This window comes from Phreatobacter sp. (genome assembly GCF_027532945.1).
Classification (GTDB): Bacteria; Pseudomonadota; Alphaproteobacteria; order Rhizobiales; family Phreatobacteraceae; genus Phreatobacter.
On record NZ_JAPZTZ010000009.1, the window covers coordinates 112,284 to 133,287 of the forward strand.

Below are 21,004 nucleotides of genomic sequence, written 5' to 3' on the forward strand. Positions count from 1 at the left end.
ACCCTGTCGCCACAGCGATTCTGACCGTGGTGCCGCCATGCGCATGCTCGTCGTCTATTGCCATCCCTGTCCCGAGAGCTTCACCGCGGCGGTACGCGACCGCGCGCTGGCAGCCCTTGCCGCCGCCGGCCACGAAACCCGGCTCATCGACCTGCACGGCGAGGGTTTCAACCCGGTCATGGATGCGCAGGAGCGGCGGGACTATCACAGCGAAGGCGTCAATGAGGCGCCCGTCGCCGCCCATCTCGACGCCCTGCGCTGGGCCGAGGGCCTGCTCTTCGTCTATCCGACCTGGTGGTATGGCCTCCCCGCCATGCTCAAGGGCTGGCTCGACCGCGTCTGGGTGCCGCATGCGACCTTCACCATGCCCTCTGGGGGCAAGCCCATCGGCCGCGTGCTGACGCAGATCCGCTTCATCGGCGCCGTGTCGACGCTCGGATCGCCCTGGTGGTGGTGGCGGCTCGTCATGGCCGAGCCGGGCCGGCGGACGCTGTTGAGGGGCTTGCGTCCCCTCGTCAATCCACGCTGCCGGACGCTGTGGCTCGCCCTGCACCAGATGGACACGGCGGGCGATGCGGAACGGCGGGCCTTCCTCGACAAGGTCGAGTCGAAGCTGACAGCGCTGCGCTAGTGCGTCAGTCGAAGAGGCTCGAGACGCTTTCCTCGCTCGCGGTGCGGGCGATGGCCTCGCCGATCAGCGTGGCGACGGAGAGGGTGCGGATGTTGCGCGCGACGCGGACGGCCTCGGTCGGCTGGATGGAATCGGTGATCACCAGCTCCTTCAGCTTCGAGGCGGTGATGCGGGCGACCGCGCCACCCGACAGCACGCCGTGGGTGATATAGGCCGAGACGTCCTTGGCGCCGCGGGCGAGCAGCGCCTCGGCGGCGTTCACCAGCGTGCCGCCGGAATCGACGATGTCGTCGACGAGGATGCAGCTCTTGCCCTCGACATCGCCGATGACGTTCATCACCTCGCTCTCGCCCGGCCGCTCACGCCGCTTGTCGACGATGGCGAGGAGGGCGTCGATGCGCTTGGCCAGCGCGCGGGCACGGACCACGCCGCCGACGTCCGGCGAGACCACCATGACGTCCTCGATGCTGCGGTTGTCCTTGATATCCTTGGCGAGGAGCGGAGCCGCGAAAAGGTTGTCGGTGGGGATGTCGAAGAAGCCCTGGATCTGCCCGGCATGGAGGTCGAGCGTCATGACGCGGTCGGCACCGGCCTGGGTGATGAGGTTCGCCACCAGCTTCGCCGAGATCGGCGTGCGCGAGCCGGACCGGCGGTCCTGGCGGGCATAGCCGAAATAGGGGATCACCGCGGTGATGCGCTTGGCCGAGGACCGGCGCAGCGCGTCGCAGATGATCAGCAGCTCCATCAGGTGGTCATTCGTCGGGAAGGACGTGGACTGGACGATGTAGACGTCCTCGCCGCGCACGTTCTCCTGGATCTCGACGAAGATCTCCATGTCGGCGAAGCGCCGCACGGAGGCCTTGGTGAGCGACGTGTTGAGATAGGCCCCGATCGCTTCGGCGAGCGGCCGGTTGGAATTGCCGGAAACGATCTTGATCCCGGATTTTCGCGACATTGGAACGTTTCTCGCGGCGGCAACAGTGGCGCCCTCTTAGCAACCCGTCCCCCCTGCCACAATGCCGCAGCGCGGCAAGGACGAGCGCAATCAACAGGGTGTGACGGGAGAGTGACGATTCCGCGAGTTGTTGCGTGCCGCCAGGCGATACGGTTCAGCCCTGGAGGGCGATTCCCGCGATGTGGCGGCCGTAATCCGCCTCGTGACGATGCGTGGTGCGCCGGTAGGAGTAGAAGCGCTTTTCGTCCGGATAGGTGTCGAGGCCGAGATCATCGACGGCCGCGACACCAGCCGCCGTCAGCCGGTGGGCGATGAAGCCCGGCAGGTCGAACTGCGCGTGACCGGGCTTGCCGTCAATGAAAAAGCGGGCATAGGCCTCGTCGGCGCTGCGGAACTGGTCGACGAAGACCTGGCTCACCTCGTAGCTCGGTTGGCGGATGAGCGGGCCGATGGCCGTGCGGATGCGGGCGCGGTCGGCACCAAGCGTCTCCATGGCGGCTATGGTCGCTTCCAGGATCCCGCCAATGGCGCCTTTCCAGCCGGCATGGGCGGCGCCGACGACGCCCGCCTCGGCATCGGCGAAAAGCACCGGACCGCAATCGGCCGAGGCGACGCCGCAGGCGATCCCCGGCACTTTCGTCACCACCGCGTCGGCCTTCGGGCGCTCGCCGCCGTCATGCGGCCGCTCGGCGATGACGACGAGGTCCGAATGGACCTGGTAGCAGGAGATCAGCGCATCCGGGCCGACGCCGAGCGTCTCCGCCATCCGCCGCCGGTTCTCGCGGACGCGATCGGGATGGTCGGCCGAGCCGAGCCCGGCATTCAATGAAGCATAGAGCCCCTCCGACACCCCGCCTTCGCGGGTGAAGAAGGCATGGCGGATGCCGGGGAGGGCGGAGAGGCTGGCCGATGTCACGTACATGGCTTGAAGCGAAATCTGCTTCGCCATGGACTGTCAATCGACGAGCGGCAGGCGCGCGAGGACATCCCGGTCACTGGCGAGCGCGATCGCCTTGAACAGGCTGCCCATGCCGGTCGGAGCCGGGTCGACCAGACGCTCGACGCCGGCGCGCAGCGTCTCGAAGGCCTCCGGCCGGGCTGCGGCCAGCCGCTCCGCCCGCTCCGCAAGCCCAAGCCCGAAGAGCAGGTCGCGCTGCGTCACCACGGGTCCGGCACTGAGGCCCGCGCTGCGGGCTGCCGCCGCGAAGGCGGCGAAGTCGACATGGGCCGTGAGGTCGGCATCGCCCGGTTCAGCCAGGGGATCGACGGGACGATGGGCCTTCACCGCCTGTAGCGTCTCACCGCCACGACTTGTCGCGTGGCCGTAGTCGATGAAGAGGGCGGCAAGCGGCGCGCCGCGCGCCGCGAGCGCCGCTGCGAGCGAGGCGAAGGCCGGACAGATCTCCACCAGCGTGCCCGGCGAGGCCTCGCGCAGGGCGTCCGGCAAGAGGCCGGGCGGCACGGGATCGCGCGACAGGCCGAAGGCGAAGGCGCCATCGCGCATGCCCACCAGCCTCTCGCGCCACCCCGCGTCAGCCCGGACGAACTGGCGGATCGGCAGGGCGTCGAGGAACTCGTTGGCGATGAGCAGGGTCGGGCCCGGCGGCACCTCATCGAGGCCGCGATGCCAGGTCGCTGCATCCCCAAGCACCTGCCGCTGGCGCTCCGCGAGGACCGGCGATGTCTCGACAAGATGCACGTCGAGGGCCGCGGCGAAGGCGGGCAGGGCCTTGGCCATCCTGAGGAGATCGGCCATCAGCGTTCCGCGCCCGGGGCCGATCTCGACCAGCTGCACGCGGTCCGGCCGGCCCATGGCCTCCCAGGCCGAAGCCGCCCAGACCCCCATCAGCTCGCCGAAGACCTGGCTGATCTCCGGTGCGGTGACGAAGTCGCCCGCAGCACCGAAGGGGTCGCGCGTCATGTAATAGCCGTGGCGCGGATGACCGAGCGCCAGAGCCATGTAGCGATCGACCGGGATCGGGCCCTCGCTGGCGATCAGCGCGGCGAGGTCCTCGGCCAGCGGCGTCATGCGGCAGCGCGGCGTGACCGCAGCACCAGCCAGATTCCCACGGCGATCAGCGGCAGCGACAGCAACTGGCCCATGGTCGCCCCGGCGAAGAGGAAGCCGAGCTGCGGATCGGGCTGGCGGAAGAGTTCCCCGAAGGATCGGGCAAGGCCGTAGCCGATGCCGAAGCAGCCGGCGAGGAAGCCTGGGCGCTTCAAGCCTCCGGAGCGGGCGATGAGGAGCAGGACGACGAAGAGCAGGAGGCCTTCCGTTCCCGCCTGGTAGAGCTGGCTCGGATGGCGCGGATCAGGACCGGCGCCGGGGAAGATGATTCCCCAGGGCACATCGGTGACGCGGCCCCACAGCTCCGGCTTGATGAAATTGGCGAGGCGCCCGAGGGCGATGCCGATGGGTGCGACGATCGCCGCGAGGTCGATCAGCGGCAGGACGGGCAGGCTGTTGCGGCGGGCGAAGATGGTGAGCCCGACGACCGCGCCGACAATGCCGCCGTGGAAGGCCATGCCGCCTTCCCAGACCGCGAGGATCGCCGCCGGATGGGCGATGTAATAATCGAGATTGTAGATAAGCACGAAGGCGAGACGGCCGCCGAGAATGCCGCACAGCGCCGCCCAGACGATGGCATCGTCGATGGCCGCGGGCGGCATTGGCGCTTTGCCCCCGGCCCAGAGCCGGTCGGTGGCGAGCAGGCGCTTGGCCAGCCACCAGCCGAAGAGGAAGCCGCCAATATAGGCGAGCGCATACCAGCGGATGGCGAGCGGGCCGATTTCGATCAGCACCGGGTCGATCACGGGGAAGGGCAGGGCGAGCAGCGGCATGGCGGTGCTGTGCCCGCGCCCCGCGACGCGGTCAAGACCGGCGCGACGACGCCGCGAGCCCTTGCAACGGCGCGGCGGGGTCCCCATACCCTCTCCCAGACCCATCACGACGCCGAGGAGGCGCGTTCCATGACCCAGACCACCGATCGCATCGCCGACGAGTTCGCCAAGTTCATGACCGACGCCGCCGGCTTCGCCCAGGGCATGAAGCGCGAGGCCGACACCTTCGTGAAGACCCAGGCCGAGCGCCTGCTGCGCGAGATGGACCTGCCGAGCCGCGAGGAGTTCGAGGCCGTGCGCGAGATGGCGGTGAAGGCGCGCGAAGAGAACGAGGCGCTCAAGGCCCGCATCGAGGCGCTGGAGGCGCGGCTCTCGGCAGGGTGACCGTCAGGCTTTGACGCTTTGCCCTTCGGAAATGCGTCCTTCGAGGCTCGCTGCCGCTCGCACCTCAGGATGAGGAAGGTTGCGAGCTGCAGGTCCCGTTCCGCATGAGCGGTGCGCTGAAGGCGCCTAACCCGAGGCGCCACACACGACGGTCCCCATCCTGAGGTGCGAGCGGCAGCGAGCCTCGAAGGACGCACTTGCGCGATGCAGGGCGCGTTCCTCGGGGAAACGGCAACCGCCGCTCACCCCGGCCAGCGCGAGGCCTTGGACACCAGGAAGTCGCGGAACACCTGCACGCGGGCGACCGACTTCAGCTCCTCGGGATAGACGAACCAGGCGTCGAGAACAGGCATCTCCTCCTCGTCGAGGATCTGCACCAGCCCCGAGCCGTCCCGGATGAGATAGTCCGGCAGTACGGCGATGCCGATGCCGTTCTCCACCGCCGCCACCAGGCCGGAAATGTTGTTGATCGTCATGGCGAAGGAGCGCGGCGACATGCCGTTGCGGCCCGCCGTCGACAGCCAGGTGACGTTCTGCATGTAGTTCGGCGCACGCCCGCCGAAGGCGAGGATGCGGTGGCCATCGAGCTCGGCGGCGCTCTTCGGTGTGCCGTGCCGCTTCAGATAGTCCGACGAGGCGAAGGCGTGGAACTTGATCTGGAACAGCTTGCGCTGGATCAGGTCGGGCTGCACCGGCTGGCGCACGCGGATACCGACATCGGCCTCGCGCATCGACAGGTCGAGCTCCTCATCGGTGAGGATCATCTTGATCTGGATGTCGGGATAGAGGTCGAGGAACTCGCCGAGGCGCGGCGCCAGCCAGGCGGTGCCGAGGCCGACGGTCGTCGTCACCTTCAGCTCGCCGTTCGGGCGCTCCTTCGAATCGGTGAGCTTCACCTTGGCGCTCTCAAGCTTCATCAGCACGTCCTGCGCCGTGTGATAGAGAAGCTCGCCCTGCTCGGTGAGAACCAGACCGCGCGCGTGGCGGTGGAACAGCGGCACTTTCAGGTCCTGCTCCAGCGAGGAGACCTGTCGGGAGACCGCCGACTGGGACAGGCCCAGCGTGTCAGCCGCATGCGTGAAGCTGCCGGCTGCTGCGGCGGCGTGGAAAATCCTCAGCTTGTCCCAGTCCATTCTATCCCCCGGAGCCGGCTGCCTTGTGCGTCTTATTCTGCGGCTTGGCGGATCGTCGCGTGGTGGGCGAGGAACCGTTCGGCTTCGAGCGCGGCCATGCATCCCATGCCGGCAGCGGTGACCGCCTGCCGGTAGATGTCGTCCGTCACGTCACCCGCGGCGAAGACGCCGGGAATGTCCGTGGCGGTGGAATCGGGGGCGGTCCACAGATAGCCCGAAGGCTTCTGGCGGAGCTGCCCCTCGAAGAGCGAAACCGCCGGCGCATGGCCGATGGCGATGAAGACACCGTCCACCGGCAAATCCCGCGTCTCGCCGGTCTTGATGTTGCGCAGTCGCGCGGCTGTCACGGCAGCCGGGTCGTCGCGGCCGAGGATCTCGTCGAGTGTCGAATCCCAGACCACCTCGATCTTCGGATGGGCGAAGAGCCGGTCCTGCAGGATGCGCTCGGCCTTGAAGGAGTCCCGCCGGTGGACGACGGTCACCTTGGCGGCGAAATTGGTGAGGAAGAGCGCTTCTTCGACGGCCGTGTTGCCGCCGCCGACCACCAGCACCTGCTTGTTGCGGTAGAAGAATCCGTCGCAGGTGGCGCAGGCCGAGACGCCGAAGCCGCGGAACTTCTGCTCGGAGGGCAGGTCCAGCCACTTGGCCTGGGCGCCGGTGCAGATGATCAGCGCCTCGGTCTCATAGACAGCGCCGCTATCGCAGGTGAGCCGGAACGGCCGCTGCTTCAGGTCCACCGCGGAGACATGGTCATAGACGATGCGGGTGCCGACATGGGCCGCCTGCTTCTCCATCTGCTCCATGAGCCAGGGGCCCTGGATGACGTCGGCGAAGCCCGGATAGTTCTCGACGTCGGTGGTGATGGTGAGCTGGCCGCCCGGCTGGATGCCCTGGATCAGGACCGGCTTCAGCATGGCGCGGGCGGCGTAGATGGCTGCGGTGTAGCCGGCGGGACCCGAACCGATGATGACGACGCGCTCGTGCTGAATGCCCATGATAGTCCGGCCGGGGAAAAGAGGGAGAAACCGCTCTCGGATGGCCGGTAATGTGAAGTAGCTATGCACGCCACGCAAGGCTGAATGGGCCTTGTTCCCCAGCCCTGCGACGAAAAGCGTTGATGGAATTCGTCAGATTTCTGAATGAGACGCATCGCATGCCGATACGCAGGCCGCGACATGCGATGCGTGAAGACCCTCAGGCGGCCTTGCCGGTGATCATCCGGATGAACTTCTTGAACCGGCTGGAACGGGCGTGGCGGCCCTGCTCGTGATCGACGACGGTCTGGCTGGTGACCCAGTTCATCTGGATGGCGCGGCGCTTGCCGGCAAAGGGCTCATGGCCGTGCCAGGACTTGTCCGAGCGCTTGAAGATCAACAGCGTGCCGCCGTTCGGTGGGATCTCCGCGACATGGTCGTTGAGGTCGCTACCGCTGCGCAGGATGCGCAGGCGCCCGCCATCGGCGTCCCAGTCATCGTTCATGTAGAGCAGGACGGTGATGATCTTGGTCTCGGAATCCGCGTGGATCTTGCCGTCCGTGGCGCGGGTATAGCCACGCACGGTGTACATGGTCGGCCGGCCCGCCAGGTCGATGCGGAACTTGTCCTCGACGATTGTCCGGAACGGTTCCTGGTCGAGCTCATCCATCAGCGCCTTGAAGTCACCGCGGATGTCGAGGACCGAGGGCGGATGCGATCCGGGGCCCGGAACATCAGGATAATCCTTCAGGATGTCCTGCAGCCGGTCGGCCTTCACGAAATTCGGCACCACCACATAGTCGTAGGGGTCGGTCTGCAGGGGCGTCGACCGCAGGCGGTCGAGATCGATCAAGCTCATGGCAAGCCTCTGAAAATCAGTCGTCGCAAAAAATGAGCGCGGATGATGGGCAACGCGCGGCGTCGGCAAAAGTCACAAGCCGCGCTGCGGCCCATCTTCGCAACCCCCGACACGTGAGGCAGGGTTGCGGCGAAATTTTGTTGCGGGGGCAGGGGGGCTGCGCTATCCGGCTGGTCAAGCCCCGCCGCTCGCCAAACCGGAGACGCGCCCCGTGAAGGCCCGCCTTGACGCCATCGACTGGAAGATCCTGAAGGAGCTCCAGGCCGACGGCCGGATGACCAACGTCGAGTTGGCAAGCCGTGTCGGCATTTCCGCGCCGCCGTGCCTCAGGCGCGTCAGGGCTCTCGAGGAGATGGGCATCATCCGCGGCTACCGCGCGTTGCTGGCCGCCGAGCGCCTCGGCTACGGCGTCACCGTCTTCGCCATGGTCCACCTTGCCAGCCAAGCCGAGGCTGACCTCAACGCCTTTTCCGAGAAGGTGCGACACTGGCCGGTCATCCGCGAATGCCACACGGTCTCCGGCGACTTCGACTTCGTGATGAAATGCGTCGCCCCGGATCTCGCGAGCTTCCAGCATTTCGTCGGTGAACTGACGGCGACGCCGAACGTGCGCAATGTCCGCACGGTTCTCACCCTTGGCCAGGTCAAGGACGAGGCCGCGGTGCCGCTGAAGATCGCGCCGGCCGACTGACGGCCAGAACCCTGCAAAGCGGCCTGCATGACCGACATTTTCACCACAGCCGCCCGCAGGTCCGACCTCACCGTGGGAGATGGGTCCCTGTCGGTCCTGCGCTGGGGACGGCAGGAGGGCGCGCCCGATCTCATTTTCCTGCACGCCACCGGCTTCAACGCCCTGACCTATGATCCGTTGCTGGCGCCGCTGGCCGCGGATGCAGCGGTTGCCGCCATCGACCAGCGCGGCCACGGCCTCTCGACCGTGCCTGCCGATCCTGCCGGCCTGATCGACTGGTGGCCCTATGCGCGCGACATCATCGCGGTTCTCGATCACTGGGTGCCGGAAGGCGCGCCGCCGGTCGTGCTCGCCGGCCATTCCATGGGTGGCATGGTGTCGTTGCTCGCCGCCAGCCAGCGGCCAAAGGCGGTGAGGGGGATCGTTCTGCTCGATCCGGTCTTCATGCCGCCTGCCGTGCGCTTCGCCCTCTACACGCCCTGGGGACGGGCCCGGTCGCGCCGCTTCGGCCTCGCCGTCGGCGCCGCCAAGCGCCGCCCGGTCTTCCCGTCCAAGACGGAGGCGCTTGCCACCTACCGCACCCGCAAGGCTTTCTCGACCTGGAGCCCCGGCTTCCTCGATGCCTATGTGGAGGGCGGCTTCGTCGCCGATCCCGAGGGTGTGCGCCTGGCCTGCGCCCCGGCCTGGGAATCCGCCACCTTCTCGGCCCAGCGCCACGCTTCCTGGCAGGCCCTCAAGCGCGTCCCCATGCCGGTGCATCTTCTCGCGGCCGGCAGTGGCTCCACCGTTGTCGGTGGCGCGGCCAAGGTCATGCGGGTCGCCCCCCGCACCGTCGCCGAAACGCTTGATGCGCAGACCACGCATTTCTTCCCGATGGAGCGTCCTGACCTGGTGCGCGAGCGAATTGCCGCCATGCTCGCGAAGTCGTGAGCGCGATCAGCGGGACGTGATTAGCCCGTTCAGGGTTTGGTGACCATAAGAGGGTATCGGCTTGTCGCAGTGCAGCAGAACGTCTGCCCGAATTTCCTGCCTCTCGCCCGCCCCTGTCGCTTTCACCAACGGCCTTCATGTCCAGCCCGCTCGGCTTCGGTTCCTGGTTCTGGTTCGGCGCGTCGCCCGCGGGCGCCGTGCGCGTGGAGCGTGACCCGCGCGTCGACATCTTCCGCGGTCTCGCCTTGCTGGTCATCTTCATCGACCATGTGGCGGGCAATGTGCTGATCCGCCTGACACCGTCGTCGATGGGTTTCTCCGACGCAGCGGAGGCCTTCGTCCTGCTCGCCGGTTTCTCCGCCGCGCTTGCCTATGGCGGCGTCATGGATCGTCGCGGCTGGCTCACCGGCACGGCTCAGGTCGTGGCGCGGATCTGGAAGCTCTACCTCGCCCATCTTGGCCTCTTCGTCTTCACCGCGGTGGCGGTGGCCTTCATGGCCGTGCGCTTCGGCAACCCGCTCTACTATGAGCACGTGGCGATCCTGCCTTTCTTCCAGGACCCGGCGACGACGATCCTGCAGACGGTCGCCTTGCTCTTCCTGCCGAACTATCTCGACATCCTGCCGCTCTACGTGCTGCTGCTGGCCATGCTGCCGCTGCTCTGGGTGCTTGCCCGCAAGGCGCCGGCGCTGGCCCTGGCGGTGTCGGTCGGCCTCTATGCCGCAGCCTTGGAGTTCGGCTGGGCGCTGCCGAACCTGTCGACCGGCGGCAACTGGTTCTTCAACCCCTTCGCCTGGCAGCTGATCTTCACCATCGGCGTCGTCGCCGGCCACGCGCTGCTCAGCGGCGTTGCCCTGCCGCGCTCACCGGTCCTGACCCTCGTCGCCCTTGCCGTCGTCGCCTTCGGCCTCGTCAGCGCCGCGCCCTGGGCGGCCGTTCCGGGCTTTGAGGGCGTGGTCCTGCCCGACGAATGGCGCCTCGACCTCGACAAGACCAATCTGTCGATGTGGCGCCTCGCCCATGCCCTGTCGCTCGCCTATCTCGTCGCCGCGCACGTGCCGCGGGACGCCCGCTGGCTTCGCGCCGGTGCCGGCGCCTTGCTGGAACAGGCCGGCCGACACTCGCTGCCGCTCTTCTGCTCCGGCGTGATCCTGTCGCTGCTCGGCACCTTCGCCCTCACCGAGATCGGTCGCGGCTGGGCCATGCAGGTGGCTGTTAATGTCGTCGGCATTGGCAGCTTGCTCCTGATGGCCAGTGTGCTTGAATGGTATCGCGGCGCCACGGCCAAGGCGCCCGCTCCGGCAACCACGGCAGGCGAGGTGAAGACCGCGTGAGGATGATTGGAAGGCTAGTGCGGCTCTCCGCGTCGGGCCTCGTCCTCGCTGGTGCTGTCACCGCCGCCGGCGCCAGTGAACTGCGCGCCGACACAGCCTGTACGGTCGCACGCGAGATGCGCGGCTTTGGGGGAGACCTCAGTGCCTCCCGCGGCCTGATTGCCGATGGCGGCAAGCTGACCGTCGTGGCGCTCGGATCCTCCTCGACCTTCGGCGTCGGCTCCTCCTCCCAGGACCGCACCTATCCCGCCATCCTCCGCCAGGAGCTCGGGCGTCTTCTGCCGGGCCACCAGATCGACGTGGTCAATGCCGGCATTGCCGGCAATTCCGCCCACCAGATGTACCAGCGCATCGATGACGACGTGCTCGGCGAGGAGCCGAAGCTGGTCATCTGGCAGACCGGCGTTTTCGACGCGATCAACGATGTGGGGATCGACCGTTTTAAGCGCATCCTGCGCAAGGGCATCGCCAAGCTGCGCCAGGCCGGCGTGGACGTGGTGCTGATGGACCAGATCCCGCTGCCGCGCATGGAACGCTTCCCCAGCTACCCTGCCTATGTCGCGGCCCTCCACGAGGTCGCCGTCGAGACCGGCACGCCGGTCTTCCGTCGCAACGACATGGTGGCGATGCTCCTAGGCGAGGGGCGGCTGCGGCCCGAAGAGGTCTTGCCGGCCGAGGGTCAGCAGCACCAGGTCGATGCGAGCTATTACTGCATCGGTGTAAACCTCGCCCGCACGCTCGCCGAGAAGCTCTCGCCGCGGGCCGTTCCCGAGGTTGCCGTCACTCGCTGAGCCGTCGTCACGCGACCGGCAAGGTCACCCTGACCGTAAAACCCTTCGGCTTGCGATCGGCGAAGCTGATCGTGCCCTCGTGCGCCTCGACCACCGCGCGGGTGATCGACAGGCCGAGTCCGAAACCGTCGGCCTCGTTCATGTTCCGCGCCTCGTCGCCCCGCACGAAGGGCTGGAACATGGCCTCCCGCCGCTCAGCGGCAATGCCCGGACCCTCGTCGCTGATTTCCACCACCGCGCATTCGCCAACGCGGAACAACGCGATGGCGGCGGTCTCGCCATACTTGAGCGCGTTGTCGACGATGTTCGTGACCGCACGGTCGATGTCGAGGGCCCGGCCGCGAACGGCGAGGCGCCCGGTCTCGACCATGGTCACGGGCTTGCCGACATCCTGGTAGCGATCGGCGATCGTCTGCAGGAGGCTGTGCAGATCAAAGGTGGCTGACTGGCCCGTGCCGCGACCGTCGCGCAGATGACTGAGGGCGCTCTGGACCATTGCGTCCATCTGGTCGAGATCGGCCAGCATCCGTGCCTTTTCCGGCGTGTCCTCCAGCATCTCGGCGCGCAGGCGCAGCCGGGTGATCGGCGTGCGCAGGTCGTGGCCGACGGCCGCGAGCGTACGCGTGCGGTCCTCCAAGAGCCGCGTGATGCGCTCCTGCATGCGGTTGATGGCCTTCGAGACGGTTCGGATCTCCCGCGGTCCTGTCTCCGGCAGCGGCGTATGCGTGTCACCGCTGCCGTAGGCTTCCACCGTTGTCTCCATGGCCCGAAGCGGGCGCAGGAGGAACAGCGCCGTCCACGTGCCGAGAAGACTGAGGATGAGCAGCAGGAAAATCGCGGTTCCGATCACCGCGCCGCCGAACCCGGGAGGCGCGCCAGGCGGTTGATCGAAGGGCAGGGTGACCGCCACGACCGTTCCGTCGCTGAGGGTAACGGGGATGCGGACGCGGCGCGGGTCGTCGCTTTGCTCGGGGTCGGCGACGACAAGATTGCCCCTGAGCAGGCGGCGCAGGTGCTGCGCCCGGGGATCCTGGGCGCGAGGCGACCCGCTCGTCTGTGCAAACGGATAGGTGAGGGTGAGGCCCGGCGAGGCCTGGGCCATCCGCGCGATGAGGGCGGCTCTCTCGGCGAGCGGCGCGGCATCTAGCATTTGTACAAAGCCGGCCACGCGGCCTGTTGTCTCGGCTGGATGCTCCGGGGGAGGGCCACGGCGGATCGACACCACGGTGATGTAGACCGCGGCATGGAGCAGCAGAACCGACATCACGACCAGCAAAGCGATCTGTGCCGCGATCCGGTCGGGCAGCAGGCGCGTCCAGAACCGGCCGCCCTCGCGCGCCATCACGACGCCTCGACGTCCGGGGTGAACATATAGCCGCCGGAGCGCACCGTCTTGATGAAGTCCGGCCGCTGCGGGTCGGCCTCGATCTTGCGCCTCAGGCGCACCACCAGGATGTCGATGCTGCGCTCATTCGGCCCGGCAGCGCGGCCCTGCGTCAGGTCGATCAGCTGGTCGCGGCTGAGCACCCGGCCGGGCCGCTGGCAGAGCACCCGCAGCAGGTCGAATTCGCCGTCGGTCACCGAGACGCGGGCGCCTGACGGGTCGGTGATGGTGCGTCGAAGCGCGTCAAGGGTCCAGCCGTGAAAGCGGAAGAGGTGGGCGGCATCCGCGGGCAGCGTGTCCACAGGCCCCGATGTCCGGCGCATCACCGCACGCACCCGCGCCAGCAGCTCACGCGCGGCGAAGGGCTTCACCAGATAGTCGTCGGCGCCGATCTCCAGGCCGATCACCCGGTCGACCTCCTCCCCCTTGGCCGAGACCATGATGATGGGGATCTGTCGCTGCGCCCGCAGGCGGCGGCAGATGGACAATCCGTCCTCCTGCGGCAGCATCACGTCGAGGATGACGAGGTCGATGCGGCTGTCGGCAAGGATCCGGTCCATCTCGCGACCGTCACTCGCGGTGGAGACGCGGAACTCGTTGGCCTTGAGCAGACGCGCCATGAGGGCGCGAATCTCGCGGTCGTCCTCGACGATCAGAATGTGCGGCTCGGTGGACATGGGCCGAGGATTAGGGGAGGCGGGCGGTGCCGGGAAACGCAAATTTGTTTCCGTCTGTTTCACGTCACGGGCTCGGAAATCAACTGAAACCAAGTGATACGTGCGAATAACGTCTCATTAAGCCTGCGGGCGCGTCCTCGTGGATGTCAGCGTACCCCTGCCACCGCCATCCACAGGAGGCTCCCATGACGACGACGATTTCCTCGTCCTCGTACGGCATGCAGCGGCTGTCGCCGCGCGACATGCTGCAGAATACCCTCGCATCCCAGGTCGCGTCCGGCGCGGTCTCGTCCTCGGACGAGAGCGCGCTCTCCAACGCCCTGGACACCATCGACCAGGCCATGAAGGCCGACCGCGGCTCGTTCTCCTCGACGCGCATGGCACCGCCATCTCCGGACGAGGCCAAGCAGAAGATCAGCGACCTGATCTCGCAGCAGGTCGAGGCCGGCACCCTCACCGAGGACCAGGCCAAGGAACTGCAGGAGGTCTTCGACAAGACCTTCTCCGGCGGCCCGCGTGGTCACGGCGGTCCCCATGGCGCCGGCGGTCCGCCCCCCGGCCCGCCGCCCGGCGAGGACGGCGACAGCAGCACGACCACTTTCACGATCACCACCAATGATTCGGCGGTCAGCACGGCGCTGCAGGACTTCCTGAAGCAGCTTCAGGACAAGCTCGGCTCCGGCTACGGCACATCGGGTGAGGCGACCTCCGGCGCGACCACGTCCAAGCTCTTCGACGTCACCGCCTGATCGCTCGTCGACCCGCTCCAGGCCGTCGCGCTTGACCGGCGCGGCGGCCTTTTCGCGTCGCTTGTCCACCGCCGCGGGCGGGCAGGGCGGTCCAGTGCTTCCCATCGGCGGGAAAGGCGTCTATAGGGGCCGCTTAATCACGCGACCCGACGTTCAGGGTAGGCGGTTGCGGGAGGCTGGCTCTTGGGGAGTCCGGCCTCTTTTTTTGCGCCGCGCGTCCCTGACCCAACGAGCCTTCCAAGGGCCGGAGCCTCATGCCGAAACGCACCGACATCTCCTCCATCCTGATCATCGGCGCCGGTCCGATCGTCATCGGCCAGGCCTGCGAGTTCGACTATTCGGGCACCCAGGCGGTGAAGGCGCTGAAGGAGGAGGGGTATCGCATCGTCCTGGTCAATTCGAACCCGGCGACGATCATGACCGACCCCAATATGGCGGATGCGACCTATATCGAGCCGATAACGCCGGAAATCGTTGCTAAGATCATCGAGAAGGAGCGAAACGCCGTTCCCGGCGGGTTCGCCCTGCTGCCGACCATGGGCGGCCAGACCGCGCTGAACACCGCGCTGAAGCTCGAGGAGATGGGCGTCCTCGCAAAGTTCGACGTCGAGATGATCGGCGCCCGGGCGGATGCCATCGACAAGGCGGAGAACCGCGAGCGCTTCCGCCAGGCCATGGCCAAGATCGGCCTGCAGACGCCGAAGAGCCATGTCGTCCAGTCGCTGGGCGCTGCCCTCGACGTGCTCGACGATATCGGCCTGCCGGCCATCATCCGCCCGTCCTTCACCATGGGCGGCACCGGCGGCGGCATCGCCTACAACAAGGCCGAGTTCATCGAGATCGTCGAGCGCGGCCTCGATGCCTCGCCCACCACCGAGGTGCTGGTCGAGGAGAGCGTGCTCGGCTGGAAGGAGTTCGAGATGGAGGTGGTCCGCGACCGCGCGGACAACGCCATCATCGTCTGCTCGATCGAGAACCTCGATCCGATGGGCGTCCATACCGGCGATTCCATCACCATCGCCCCGGCGTTGACGCTGACCGACAAGGAATACCAAATCATGCGCGACGCCTCGATCCGCGTCCTGCGCGAGATCGGCGTCGAGACCGGCGGCTCCAATGTCCAGTTCGCGGTGAACCCCGCTGACGGCCGCCTCGTCGTCATCGAGATGAACCCGCGCGTGTCCCGCTCCTCGGCGCTCGCCTCCAAGGCGACCGGCTTCCCCATCGCCAAGGTCGCCGCCAAGCTCGCCGTTGGCTACACGTTGGACGAGGTTCGCAACGACATCACCGGCGGCGCGACCCCGGCCTCCTTCGAGCCGACCATCGATTACGTCGTCACCAAGGTGCCGCGCTTCGCCTTCGAGAAGTTCCCCGGCGCCGACCCGGTCCTCACCACCTCGATGAAGTCGGTGGGCGAGGTCATGGCCATCGGCCGCACCTTCCAGGAATCGCTGCAGAAGTCGATGCGCGGCCTGGAGACCGGCCTCACCGGCCTCGATGAGATCGAGATCGAGGGCCTCGGCAAGGGTGACGACAAGAACGCCATCCGCGCCGCCCTGGGCACGCCGACCCCCGATCGCCTCCTGAAGGTCGTCCAAGCCATGCGCCTCGGCATCTCCAACCAGGAGATCCACGCCTATTGCCGCATCGACCCGTGGTTCCTCGAGCAGATCCGCGGCATCGTCGATGTCGAGGCCGAGGTCCGCGCCAAGGGCCTGCCGGCCACCGCCGGCGCCTTCCGCCGTCTCAAGTCCATGGGCTTCTCCGACGCCCGTCTCGCCGTGCTGACGGCCAAGACCGAGGCGGAGGTGTCAAAAGCCCGCCGCGCCCTCGATGTGCGCCCGGCCTACAAGCGCATCGACACCTGCGCCGCCGAATTCGCCTCGCCCACCGCCTATATGTACTCGACCTACGAGACGCCCTTCGCCGGCCACCTCGCCGACGAGGCCGCGCCCTCGGACCGGCAGAAGGTCGTCATCCTCGGCGGCGGCCCGAACCGCATCGGACAGGGCATCGAGTTCGACTATTGCTGCTGCCACGCCTGTTTCGCGCTGTCGGACGCCGGCTACGAGACCATCATGGTCAATTGCAATCCGGAGACGGTCTCGACCGACTACGACACCTCCGACCGCCTCTATTTCGAGAGCCTGACGGCGGAAGACGTCATCGAGATCCTCGAGCGCGAGAAGACCCGCGGCACGCTGAAGGGCGTCATCGTCCAGTTCGGCGGCCAGACGCCGCTGAAGCTCGCCCGCGCGCTGGAAGAGGCCGATATCCCGATCCTCGGCACCTCGCCGGACGCCATCGACCTCGCCGAGGACCGCGACCGCTTCAAGCGCCTCCTCGACAAGCTCGGCCTCAAGCAGCCGAAGAACGGCATCGCCTATTCGGTCGAGCAGGCCCGCCTCATCGCCGGCGAGCTCGGCTATCCGCTGGTCGTGCGCCCGTCCTACGTGCTCGGCGGCCGCGCCATGCAGATCATCCGCGAGGAGGGCCAGCTCGGCGACTACCTGCTGGGCACGCTGCCCGAACTGGTGCCCGCCGACGTCAAGGCGCGTTATCCCAATGACAAGACCGGCCAGATCAACACGGTCCTCGGCAAGAACCCGCTGCTCTTCGACCGCTACCTCTCCGACGCCATCGAGGTCGACGTCGACTGCCTCGCCGACGGCAAGACCAGCTATGTCGCCGGCATCATGGAGCATATCGAGGAGGCCGGCATCCATTCGGGCGACAGCGCCTGCTCGCTGCCGCCCTATTCGCTGCAGCCGGACATGCTCGCCGAGCTGGAGCGCCAGACCAAGGCGCTGGCCCTTGCCCTCGACGTCGGCGGCCTGATGAACGTCCAGTACGCGCTGAAGGACGGCGAGGTCTATGTGCTCGAGGTCAATCCGCGCGCCTCGCGCACCGTGCCCTTCGTCGCCAAGGTGATCGGCGAGCCCATCGCCAAGATCGCTGCCCGCGTCATGGCCGGCGAGAGCCTCGCCTCCTTCGGCCTCGCGCCGAAGCAGCTCGGCCATATGGGTGTCAAGGAAGCCGTCTTCCCCTTCGCCCGCTTCCCCGGTGTCGACGTGCTGCTCGGACCCGAGATGCGCTCGACCGGCGAGGTCATGGGCCTCGACCGCTCCTTCGCCACCGCCTTCGCCAAGAGCCAGCTCGGGGCCGGCACCATCGTGCCGACGCAGGGCACGGTCTTCGTGTCGGTGCGCGACAACGACAAGCCGCGCATCCTCGACTCGATCCGCCTGCTGCACGAGCTCGGCTTCAAGATCATCGCCACCTCGGGCAACCAGCGCTATCTCGTCGAGCAGGGCATCCCCTGCGGCAAGATCAACAAGGTGCTGGAAGGCCGTCCACACATCGTCGATGCGCTGAAGAACGGCGAGGTCCAGCTGGTCTTCAACACCACCGAAGGGGCCCAGGCGCTGGCCGACAGCCGCTCGCTGCGGCGCGCGGCCCTCTTGCAGAAGGTCCCCTATTACACCACTCTTGCGGGAGCTGTCGCGGCGGCCCAGGGCATCAAGGCCTATCTTGAGGGCGACCTCGAGGTCCGCTCGCTGCAGAGCTATTTCGGCCAATCCTGATCCCGGCACTCTCCGGGACAGGGGCTGCCGGAAGGCGCTTCGCATAACAGGTGAAGGTTCGCGGGGCCGGCGTCCTCGGCCCGCGGACCTTTATTCGTCATTGAAAGGCAAGGGCGAGCATCATGGAAAAGGTCCCGATGACCGTCGGCGGTTTCGCCAAGCTCGAAGCCGAGCTGAAGGAGCGCCAGCAGATCGAGCGCCCGCGCATCATCGCGGCGATCGCCGAGGCCCGTGCCCACGGCGACCTCTCGGAGAACGCCGAATATCATTCCGCCAAGGAGCAGCAGTCGCTCAACGAGGGGCGCATCCACGAGCTGGAGAGCCTCATCGCCCGCGCCGAGGTGATCGACGTCACCAAGCTCTCCGGCGAGACGGTGAAGTTCGGTGCCACGGTGAAGCTCGTCAACGAGGACACCGAGGAGGAGCGCGTCTGGCAGATCGTCGGCGACAGCGAGGCTGACGCCAAGGCCGGCCGCATCTCGATCTCCTCGCCGCTCGCCCGCGCCCTCATCGGCAAGAGGAAGGGGGCCACGGTCGAGGTGAACACCCCGAAGGGCCCGCAGAGCTATGAGGTCCTGGACGTTCGCTGGGGCTGAGGCCTGTCCGCACCGTCCCGGCATCGCAGCGGCGCCCCGACGGGCGCCGTTTCCTTTTCGGGCGCTGAAACATAGCGCCGTCCTGTCGCGTCAGGGTTGAAACGGCCAGCGGCGATCATCGGCACAGAACGATGGAGTGCCCGATGACCCTTGCCCCGTCCCGCCGCGCCGTCCTAACGCTCGCCAGCGCCGGCTTCTTCATCCCCGTCACGGTCCTTGCCCAGGGAGCGGCGACACGCGCCCCGGCCGCGCCGGATGCCGAGCTCCAGGCCGCCATTGCCAAGTCCAACGCCTACACAGCGCTGATGAACCGGACGCTGCGGGCCATCGAGTCCTGGCAGCGCTACCGCAGCTGGGTGAACATCCAGCAGGGACCGACGGGCCGCGAACGCTATATCAGCTACGGGCTCTACAGCCTCTACGACGTGCGCAGCGAGCTGGAGAAGGCGGAAGCCGCGACCGCCCAGGAACCGGCCATCCCCGATCTCGACGACGCCATGCGCCGCTACATCCAGTCCTATCGCGAGCTCGCCCCGCTCATCACCCGCGCCAACGGCTATTACGAGCGCAAGGACTACGAGGACGACCGCATGGCCCTCGGCCGCGAGCTGCACCGCCAGATGGTGCCGGCGGCGGAGGCCTTCCTGAAGGATCGCGCCGATGTCGAGGCGGCGATGAGGGTCTTTCGCACCGACCTCAACCGCCGCGAACTCGCCGACATCGAGCGTCGCGAGGGCCGGTCAGCGCGCTGGCACGTGCGCAACGTCCTCATCGCCGCCCGCGGCGTTATGGACTTGATGCCGAGCAACGACGCCCCGCGCGTCAACATGGCCGCCTTCGACGCCGCGATCGCCGCCTATGCCGCGGCGCTGCGCGAAATGGACAAGCTCAAGGAGACCGATCCGGACGGCGCCTCGATCATCGACAGCCAGGCGAGTTCCTGGCTCGGGAGCCTGCGCGAATATCGCCAGAAACTCGCTCGCGCCAATGGCGATGGCCGCCGTGCGGCGGGCCATGAATCCATGTGGATCGTCAACAATTACAACATGATGGTGTCGATGTCGGAAACCCGGCTGCGGACCCGGCGGTGAGGCGACCTGCCGCGCCTCACGCGCGATCACGCGGGGTTGAGCGGAGAGGCCCGGTCTGATGGACTGGGGGCCAGCGTTTGAGGTGAAGCTGCAGCACCCGGGAGCCCCGCCATGCCGAACCGTCGCCATCTCGTCGCCGCCATCGCCGTTCTCGCCATGCCCGCCGCCGCGCTTGCCCATCACGGCTGGGGCGGCTTCGACACCTCCAAGGTGCTGGACCATACCGGTCCCGTGGCGCGCTCGACCTATGCCAATCCGCACGGCACGCTGTTCATGGTGAAGGACGGCGAGGAACTGACCATCGAGCTGGCGCCGACCTCCCGCATGCAGGCCCGCGGCCTTGCCGAGGGGGATGTCGCAGCGGGCAAGACCCTGCGCGTCTATGCCTATCAGAACCGCGGCAATCCCAAGGTCTACCGCGCCGAGTGGGTGGAGGTCGCAGGCCGCCGCGTCGAGCTCAGGTGAAGGCGATCCAGCGGCCAAGGCCAAGCGCCGCGAGCCAGCCTGCGAGCGACACGGCGCCGGCGAACCGCGCATAGGGTCCGGGGCGCTCGCCCTCGTCGGGGAGGCGGCCGAGGAGGCTGAAGGCGATCGCGTTCAGGCTTGCGGCTGCGACGACCACAAGTTTCGCCCAGACGACGGGATTGGCGAAATACTCGCCGGGTCGTGCGGAGAGCAGCATCACCCCGGTCGCGAGCGACAGGGCGAGGCCCGTGGCGGCGACCCGCCGCAGCTGGTCCGCGGCAAGGCGGGGCAGGGCCGTGAGCCCCACCAGCCTCAGGTCAACGAGCAGGATCCCGCCGATGAGCAGGGCGAGCCCCAGCACGTGCAGGCCGGAGACCAGGGCATAGAGCGGCGACGACAGGGCGATGCCGCTGGCGCGGCCGAGTTCGGTGAGGAGGCCCGTCAGCGCCTCCACCGGATCAGCCAAGCAGCTGCTTGACCAGCGGGCTCGCCTTGCCGAAATCCATCTGGCCGGCGAAGCGGCCTTTAAGCTCGCCCATGACCTTGCCCATGTCCTTGACGCCGGCCGCGCCGATCTCGGCGATGACGGCAGCGATGGCCGCCCTGGCCTCGGCCTCGTCCATCTGCTGCGGGAGATAGGCGCTGATGGTCGCGATCTCGGCATTTTCCTGGGCGGCGAGTTCGGGACGGTTGCCCTCCGTATAGAGGCGTGCGCTTTCCTGACGCTGCTTCACCATCTTCTGCAGCAGCTGGAGGATCTCGTCGTCGCTGAGCGGCTCCTTGCCATTGCCGCGGGCCTCGATGTCCTTGTCCTTCAGCGCCGACTGGATGAGGCGGATCGTCCCGAGACGGCCCTTGTCACCGGCCTTCATGGCCTCCTTGACGTCGCTGGTGAAACGGTCGCGCAGCATGGGCTGTCTCCTGGCCGGGGGAAG

Annotated in this window: 22 protein-coding genes; 11 read left to right on the forward strand and 11 right to left on the reverse strand. The window is 67.6% G+C overall.

Going from position 1 to position 21,004, the window contains the following annotated elements; translation table 11 throughout:
• Positions 1-37 precede the first annotated feature (37 nt).
• Entirely contained in the window at positions 38-631 is a 594-nt protein-coding gene (locus tag O9344_RS07220; RefSeq protein ID WP_298474683.1) for an NAD(P)H-dependent oxidoreductase, read from the forward strand.
• A 4-nt stretch (positions 632-635) separates the two neighbouring features.
• On the opposite strand, the gene O9344_RS07225 is transcribed toward O9344_RS07220, so the two are convergent.
• The 4 genes from O9344_RS07225 to lgt all read right to left on the reverse strand — a co-directional run bounded on the left by O9344_RS07225 (position 636) and on the right by lgt (position 4,427).
• The gene (locus tag O9344_RS07225) at positions 636-1,586 is read right to left on the reverse strand and encodes a ribose-phosphate pyrophosphokinase (RefSeq protein ID WP_298474685.1); all 951 of its coding nucleotides are present in this window, start codon (positions 1,584-1,586) and stop codon (positions 636-638) included.
• Between the two features lie 154 nt (positions 1,587-1,740).
• Positions 1,741-2,508: a peptidoglycan editing factor PgeF gene (gene pgeF, locus O9344_RS07230; RefSeq protein ID WP_298474950.1), complete on the reverse strand. Its 768-nt coding sequence runs from the start codon at positions 2,506-2,508 to the stop codon at positions 1,741-1,743.
• A gap of 33 nt (positions 2,509-2,541) precedes the next feature.
• Positions 2,542-3,615, reverse strand: a complete 1,074-nt coding sequence (locus tag O9344_RS07235; protein ID WP_298474687.1) for an SAM-dependent methyltransferase — start codon at positions 3,613-3,615, stop codon at positions 2,542-2,544.
• On the reverse strand, positions 3,612-4,427 hold the full coding sequence (gene lgt, locus O9344_RS07240; RefSeq protein ID WP_298474689.1) for a prolipoprotein diacylglyceryl transferase: 816 nt from the start codon (positions 4,425-4,427) through the stop codon (positions 3,612-3,614). The genes O9344_RS07235 and lgt overlap by 4 nt, the downstream gene beginning before the upstream one ends.
• Before the next feature lie 129 nt (positions 4,428-4,556).
• Between lgt and O9344_RS07245 the strand changes: the two genes are divergently transcribed.
• Positions 4,557-4,811, forward strand: a complete 255-nt coding sequence (locus O9344_RS07245; RefSeq protein WP_298474691.1) for an accessory factor UbiK family protein — start codon at positions 4,557-4,559, stop codon at positions 4,809-4,811.
• 242 nt (positions 4,812-5,053) lie between these two features.
• Here the strand turns inward: O9344_RS07245 and O9344_RS07250 are convergent, their stop codons facing one another.
• The 3 genes from O9344_RS07250 to O9344_RS07260 all read right to left on the reverse strand — a co-directional run bounded on the left by O9344_RS07250 (position 5,054) and on the right by O9344_RS07260 (position 7,777).
• Entirely contained in the window at positions 5,054-5,944 is an 891-nt protein-coding gene (locus tag O9344_RS07250) for a LysR family transcriptional regulator (protein ID WP_298474693.1), read from the reverse strand.
• 32 nt (positions 5,945-5,976) lie between these two features.
• The gene (trxB, locus tag O9344_RS07255; protein ID WP_298474695.1) at positions 5,977-6,939 is read right to left on the reverse strand and encodes a thioredoxin-disulfide reductase; all 963 of its coding nucleotides are present in this window, start codon (positions 6,937-6,939) and stop codon (positions 5,977-5,979) included.
• Between the two features lie 199 nt (positions 6,940-7,138).
• Positions 7,139-7,777, reverse strand: a complete 639-nt coding sequence (locus O9344_RS07260) for a 2OG-Fe(II) oxygenase (protein WP_298474696.1) — start codon at positions 7,775-7,777, stop codon at positions 7,139-7,141.
• Between the two features lie 211 nt (positions 7,778-7,988).
• Here O9344_RS07260 and O9344_RS07265 point away from each other — a divergent pair, with 211 nt between their 5' ends.
• From O9344_RS07265 to O9344_RS07280, 4 genes are all read left to right on the forward strand, one after another.
• Entirely contained in the window at positions 7,989-8,468 is a 480-nt protein-coding gene (locus tag O9344_RS07265) for an Lrp/AsnC family transcriptional regulator (RefSeq protein WP_298474698.1), read from the forward strand.
• A gap of 27 nt (positions 8,469-8,495) precedes the next feature.
• Positions 8,496-9,398: an alpha/beta hydrolase gene (locus tag O9344_RS07270; RefSeq protein WP_298474700.1), complete on the forward strand. Its 903-nt coding sequence runs from the start codon at positions 8,496-8,498 to the stop codon at positions 9,396-9,398.
• Between the two features lie 137 nt (positions 9,399-9,535).
• The gene (locus O9344_RS07275) at positions 9,536-10,732 is read left to right on the forward strand and encodes an OpgC domain-containing protein (protein WP_298474702.1); all 1,197 of its coding nucleotides are present in this window, start codon (positions 9,536-9,538) and stop codon (positions 10,730-10,732) included.
• Positions 10,733-10,749: 17 nt separating this feature from the next.
• Positions 10,750-11,523 (forward strand): SGNH/GDSL hydrolase family protein, encoded by a 774-nt coding sequence (locus tag O9344_RS07280; RefSeq protein WP_298474704.1) that lies wholly within the window; start codon positions 10,750-10,752, stop codon positions 11,521-11,523.
• A 7-nt stretch (positions 11,524-11,530) separates the two neighbouring features.
• Here O9344_RS07280 and O9344_RS07285 read toward each other — a convergent pair whose 3' ends face one another.
• Both O9344_RS07285 and O9344_RS07290 read right to left on the reverse strand, forming a co-directional pair.
• Positions 11,531-12,865 (reverse strand): ATP-binding protein, encoded by a 1,335-nt coding sequence (locus tag O9344_RS07285; RefSeq protein WP_298474706.1) that lies wholly within the window; start codon positions 12,863-12,865, stop codon positions 11,531-11,533.
• Positions 12,865-13,584, reverse strand: coding sequence for a response regulator (locus O9344_RS07290; protein ID WP_298474709.1), 720 nt, complete (start codon positions 13,582-13,584; stop codon positions 12,865-12,867). The genes O9344_RS07285 and O9344_RS07290 overlap by 1 nt, the downstream gene beginning before the upstream one ends.
• 185 nt (positions 13,585-13,769) lie before the next feature.
• Between O9344_RS07290 and O9344_RS07295 the strand changes: the two genes are divergently transcribed.
• From O9344_RS07295 to O9344_RS07315, 5 genes are all read left to right on the forward strand, one after another.
• Entirely contained in the window at positions 13,770-14,333 is a 564-nt protein-coding gene (locus O9344_RS07295) for a hypothetical protein (RefSeq protein ID WP_298474711.1), read from the forward strand.
• A 254-nt stretch (positions 14,334-14,587) separates the two neighbouring features.
• Positions 14,588-17,917 carry a carbamoyl-phosphate synthase large subunit gene (carB, locus tag O9344_RS07300; protein WP_298474713.1) on the forward strand — a complete coding sequence of 1,110 codons (3,330 nt, stop codon included), beginning with the start codon at positions 14,588-14,590 and terminating at the stop codon, positions 17,915-17,917.
• A gap of 119 nt (positions 17,918-18,036) precedes the next feature.
• A complete protein-coding gene (gene greA, locus O9344_RS07305) occupies positions 18,037-18,513 on the forward strand; it encodes a transcription elongation factor GreA (protein ID WP_298474952.1) in 477 nt (158 codons plus the stop codon).
• Between the two features lie 143 nt (positions 18,514-18,656).
• Positions 18,657-19,604 (forward strand): YiiG family protein, encoded by a 948-nt coding sequence (locus tag O9344_RS07310; RefSeq protein ID WP_298474715.1) that lies wholly within the window; start codon positions 18,657-18,659, stop codon positions 19,602-19,604.
• Positions 19,605-19,715: 111 nt separating this feature from the next.
• Complete coding sequence (locus O9344_RS07315; RefSeq protein WP_298474717.1) at positions 19,716-20,069, forward strand: DUF6152 family protein; 354 nt, start codon at positions 19,716-19,718, stop codon at positions 20,067-20,069.
• Here the strand turns inward: O9344_RS07315 and O9344_RS07320 are convergent.
• Both O9344_RS07320 and O9344_RS07325 read right to left on the reverse strand, forming a co-directional pair.
• Complete coding sequence (locus O9344_RS07320; protein WP_298474719.1) at positions 20,062-20,535, reverse strand: DUF6644 family protein; 474 nt, start codon at positions 20,533-20,535, stop codon at positions 20,062-20,064. The genes O9344_RS07315 and O9344_RS07320 overlap by 8 nt on opposite strands.
• Complete coding sequence (locus O9344_RS07325) at positions 20,528-20,980, reverse strand: GatB/YqeY domain-containing protein (protein WP_298474721.1); 453 nt, start codon at positions 20,978-20,980, stop codon at positions 20,528-20,530. Before O9344_RS07325 ends, O9344_RS07320 begins: the two co-directional genes overlap by 8 nt.
• Positions 20,981-21,004 lie beyond the last annotated feature (24 nt).

What these genes read in the sequence shown, in the direction of transcription:
- O9344_RS07220 (WP_298474683.1), top strand. Translation starts at nt 38, where the DNA reads ATGCGCATGCTCGTCGTCTATTGCCATCCCTGTCCCGAGAGCTTCACC.
- O9344_RS07225 (WP_298474685.1), bottom strand. Translation starts at nt 1,586, where the DNA reads ATGTCGCGAAAATCCGGGATCAAGATCGTTTCCGGCAATTCCAACCGG.
- pgeF (WP_298474950.1), bottom strand. Translation starts at nt 2,508, where the DNA reads ATGTACGTGACATCGGCCAGCCTCTCCGCCCTCCCCGGCATCCGCCAT.
- O9344_RS07235 (WP_298474687.1), bottom strand. Translation starts at nt 3,615, where the DNA reads ATGACGCCGCTGGCCGAGGACCTCGCCGCGCTGATCGCCAGCGAGGGC.
- lgt (WP_298474689.1), bottom strand. Translation starts at nt 4,427, where the DNA reads ATGCCGCTGCTCGCCCTGCCCTTCCCCGTGATCGACCCGGTGCTGATC.
- O9344_RS07245 (WP_298474691.1), top strand. Translation starts at nt 4,557, where the DNA reads ATGACCCAGACCACCGATCGCATCGCCGACGAGTTCGCCAAGTTCATG.
- O9344_RS07250 (WP_298474693.1), bottom strand. Translation starts at nt 5,944, where the DNA reads ATGGACTGGGACAAGCTGAGGATTTTCCACGCCGCCGCAGCAGCCGGC.
- trxB (WP_298474695.1), bottom strand. Translation starts at nt 6,939, where the DNA reads ATGGGCATTCAGCACGAGCGCGTCGTCATCATCGGTTCGGGTCCCGCC.
- O9344_RS07260 (WP_298474696.1), bottom strand. Translation starts at nt 7,777, where the DNA reads ATGAGCTTGATCGATCTCGACCGCCTGCGGTCGACGCCCCTGCAGACC.
- O9344_RS07270 (WP_298474700.1), top strand. Translation starts at nt 8,496, where the DNA reads ATGACCGACATTTTCACCACAGCCGCCCGCAGGTCCGACCTCACCGTG.
- O9344_RS07275 (WP_298474702.1), top strand. Translation starts at nt 9,536, where the DNA reads ATGTCCAGCCCGCTCGGCTTCGGTTCCTGGTTCTGGTTCGGCGCGTCG.
- O9344_RS07285 (WP_298474706.1), bottom strand. Translation starts at nt 12,865, where the DNA reads ATGGCGCGCGAGGGCGGCCGGTTCTGGACGCGCCTGCTGCCCGACCGG.
- O9344_RS07290 (WP_298474709.1), bottom strand. Translation starts at nt 13,584, where the DNA reads ATGTCCACCGAGCCGCACATTCTGATCGTCGAGGACGACCGCGAGATT.
- O9344_RS07295 (WP_298474711.1), top strand. Translation starts at nt 13,770, where the DNA reads ATGACGACGACGATTTCCTCGTCCTCGTACGGCATGCAGCGGCTGTCG.
- carB (WP_298474713.1), top strand. Translation starts at nt 14,588, where the DNA reads ATGCCGAAACGCACCGACATCTCCTCCATCCTGATCATCGGCGCCGGT.
- O9344_RS07310 (WP_298474715.1), top strand. Translation starts at nt 18,657, where the DNA reads ATGACCCTTGCCCCGTCCCGCCGCGCCGTCCTAACGCTCGCCAGCGCC.
- O9344_RS07315 (WP_298474717.1), top strand. Translation starts at nt 19,716, where the DNA reads ATGCCGAACCGTCGCCATCTCGTCGCCGCCATCGCCGTTCTCGCCATG.
- O9344_RS07325 (WP_298474721.1), bottom strand. Translation starts at nt 20,980, where the DNA reads ATGCTGCGCGACCGTTTCACCAGCGACGTCAAGGAGGCCATGAAGGCC.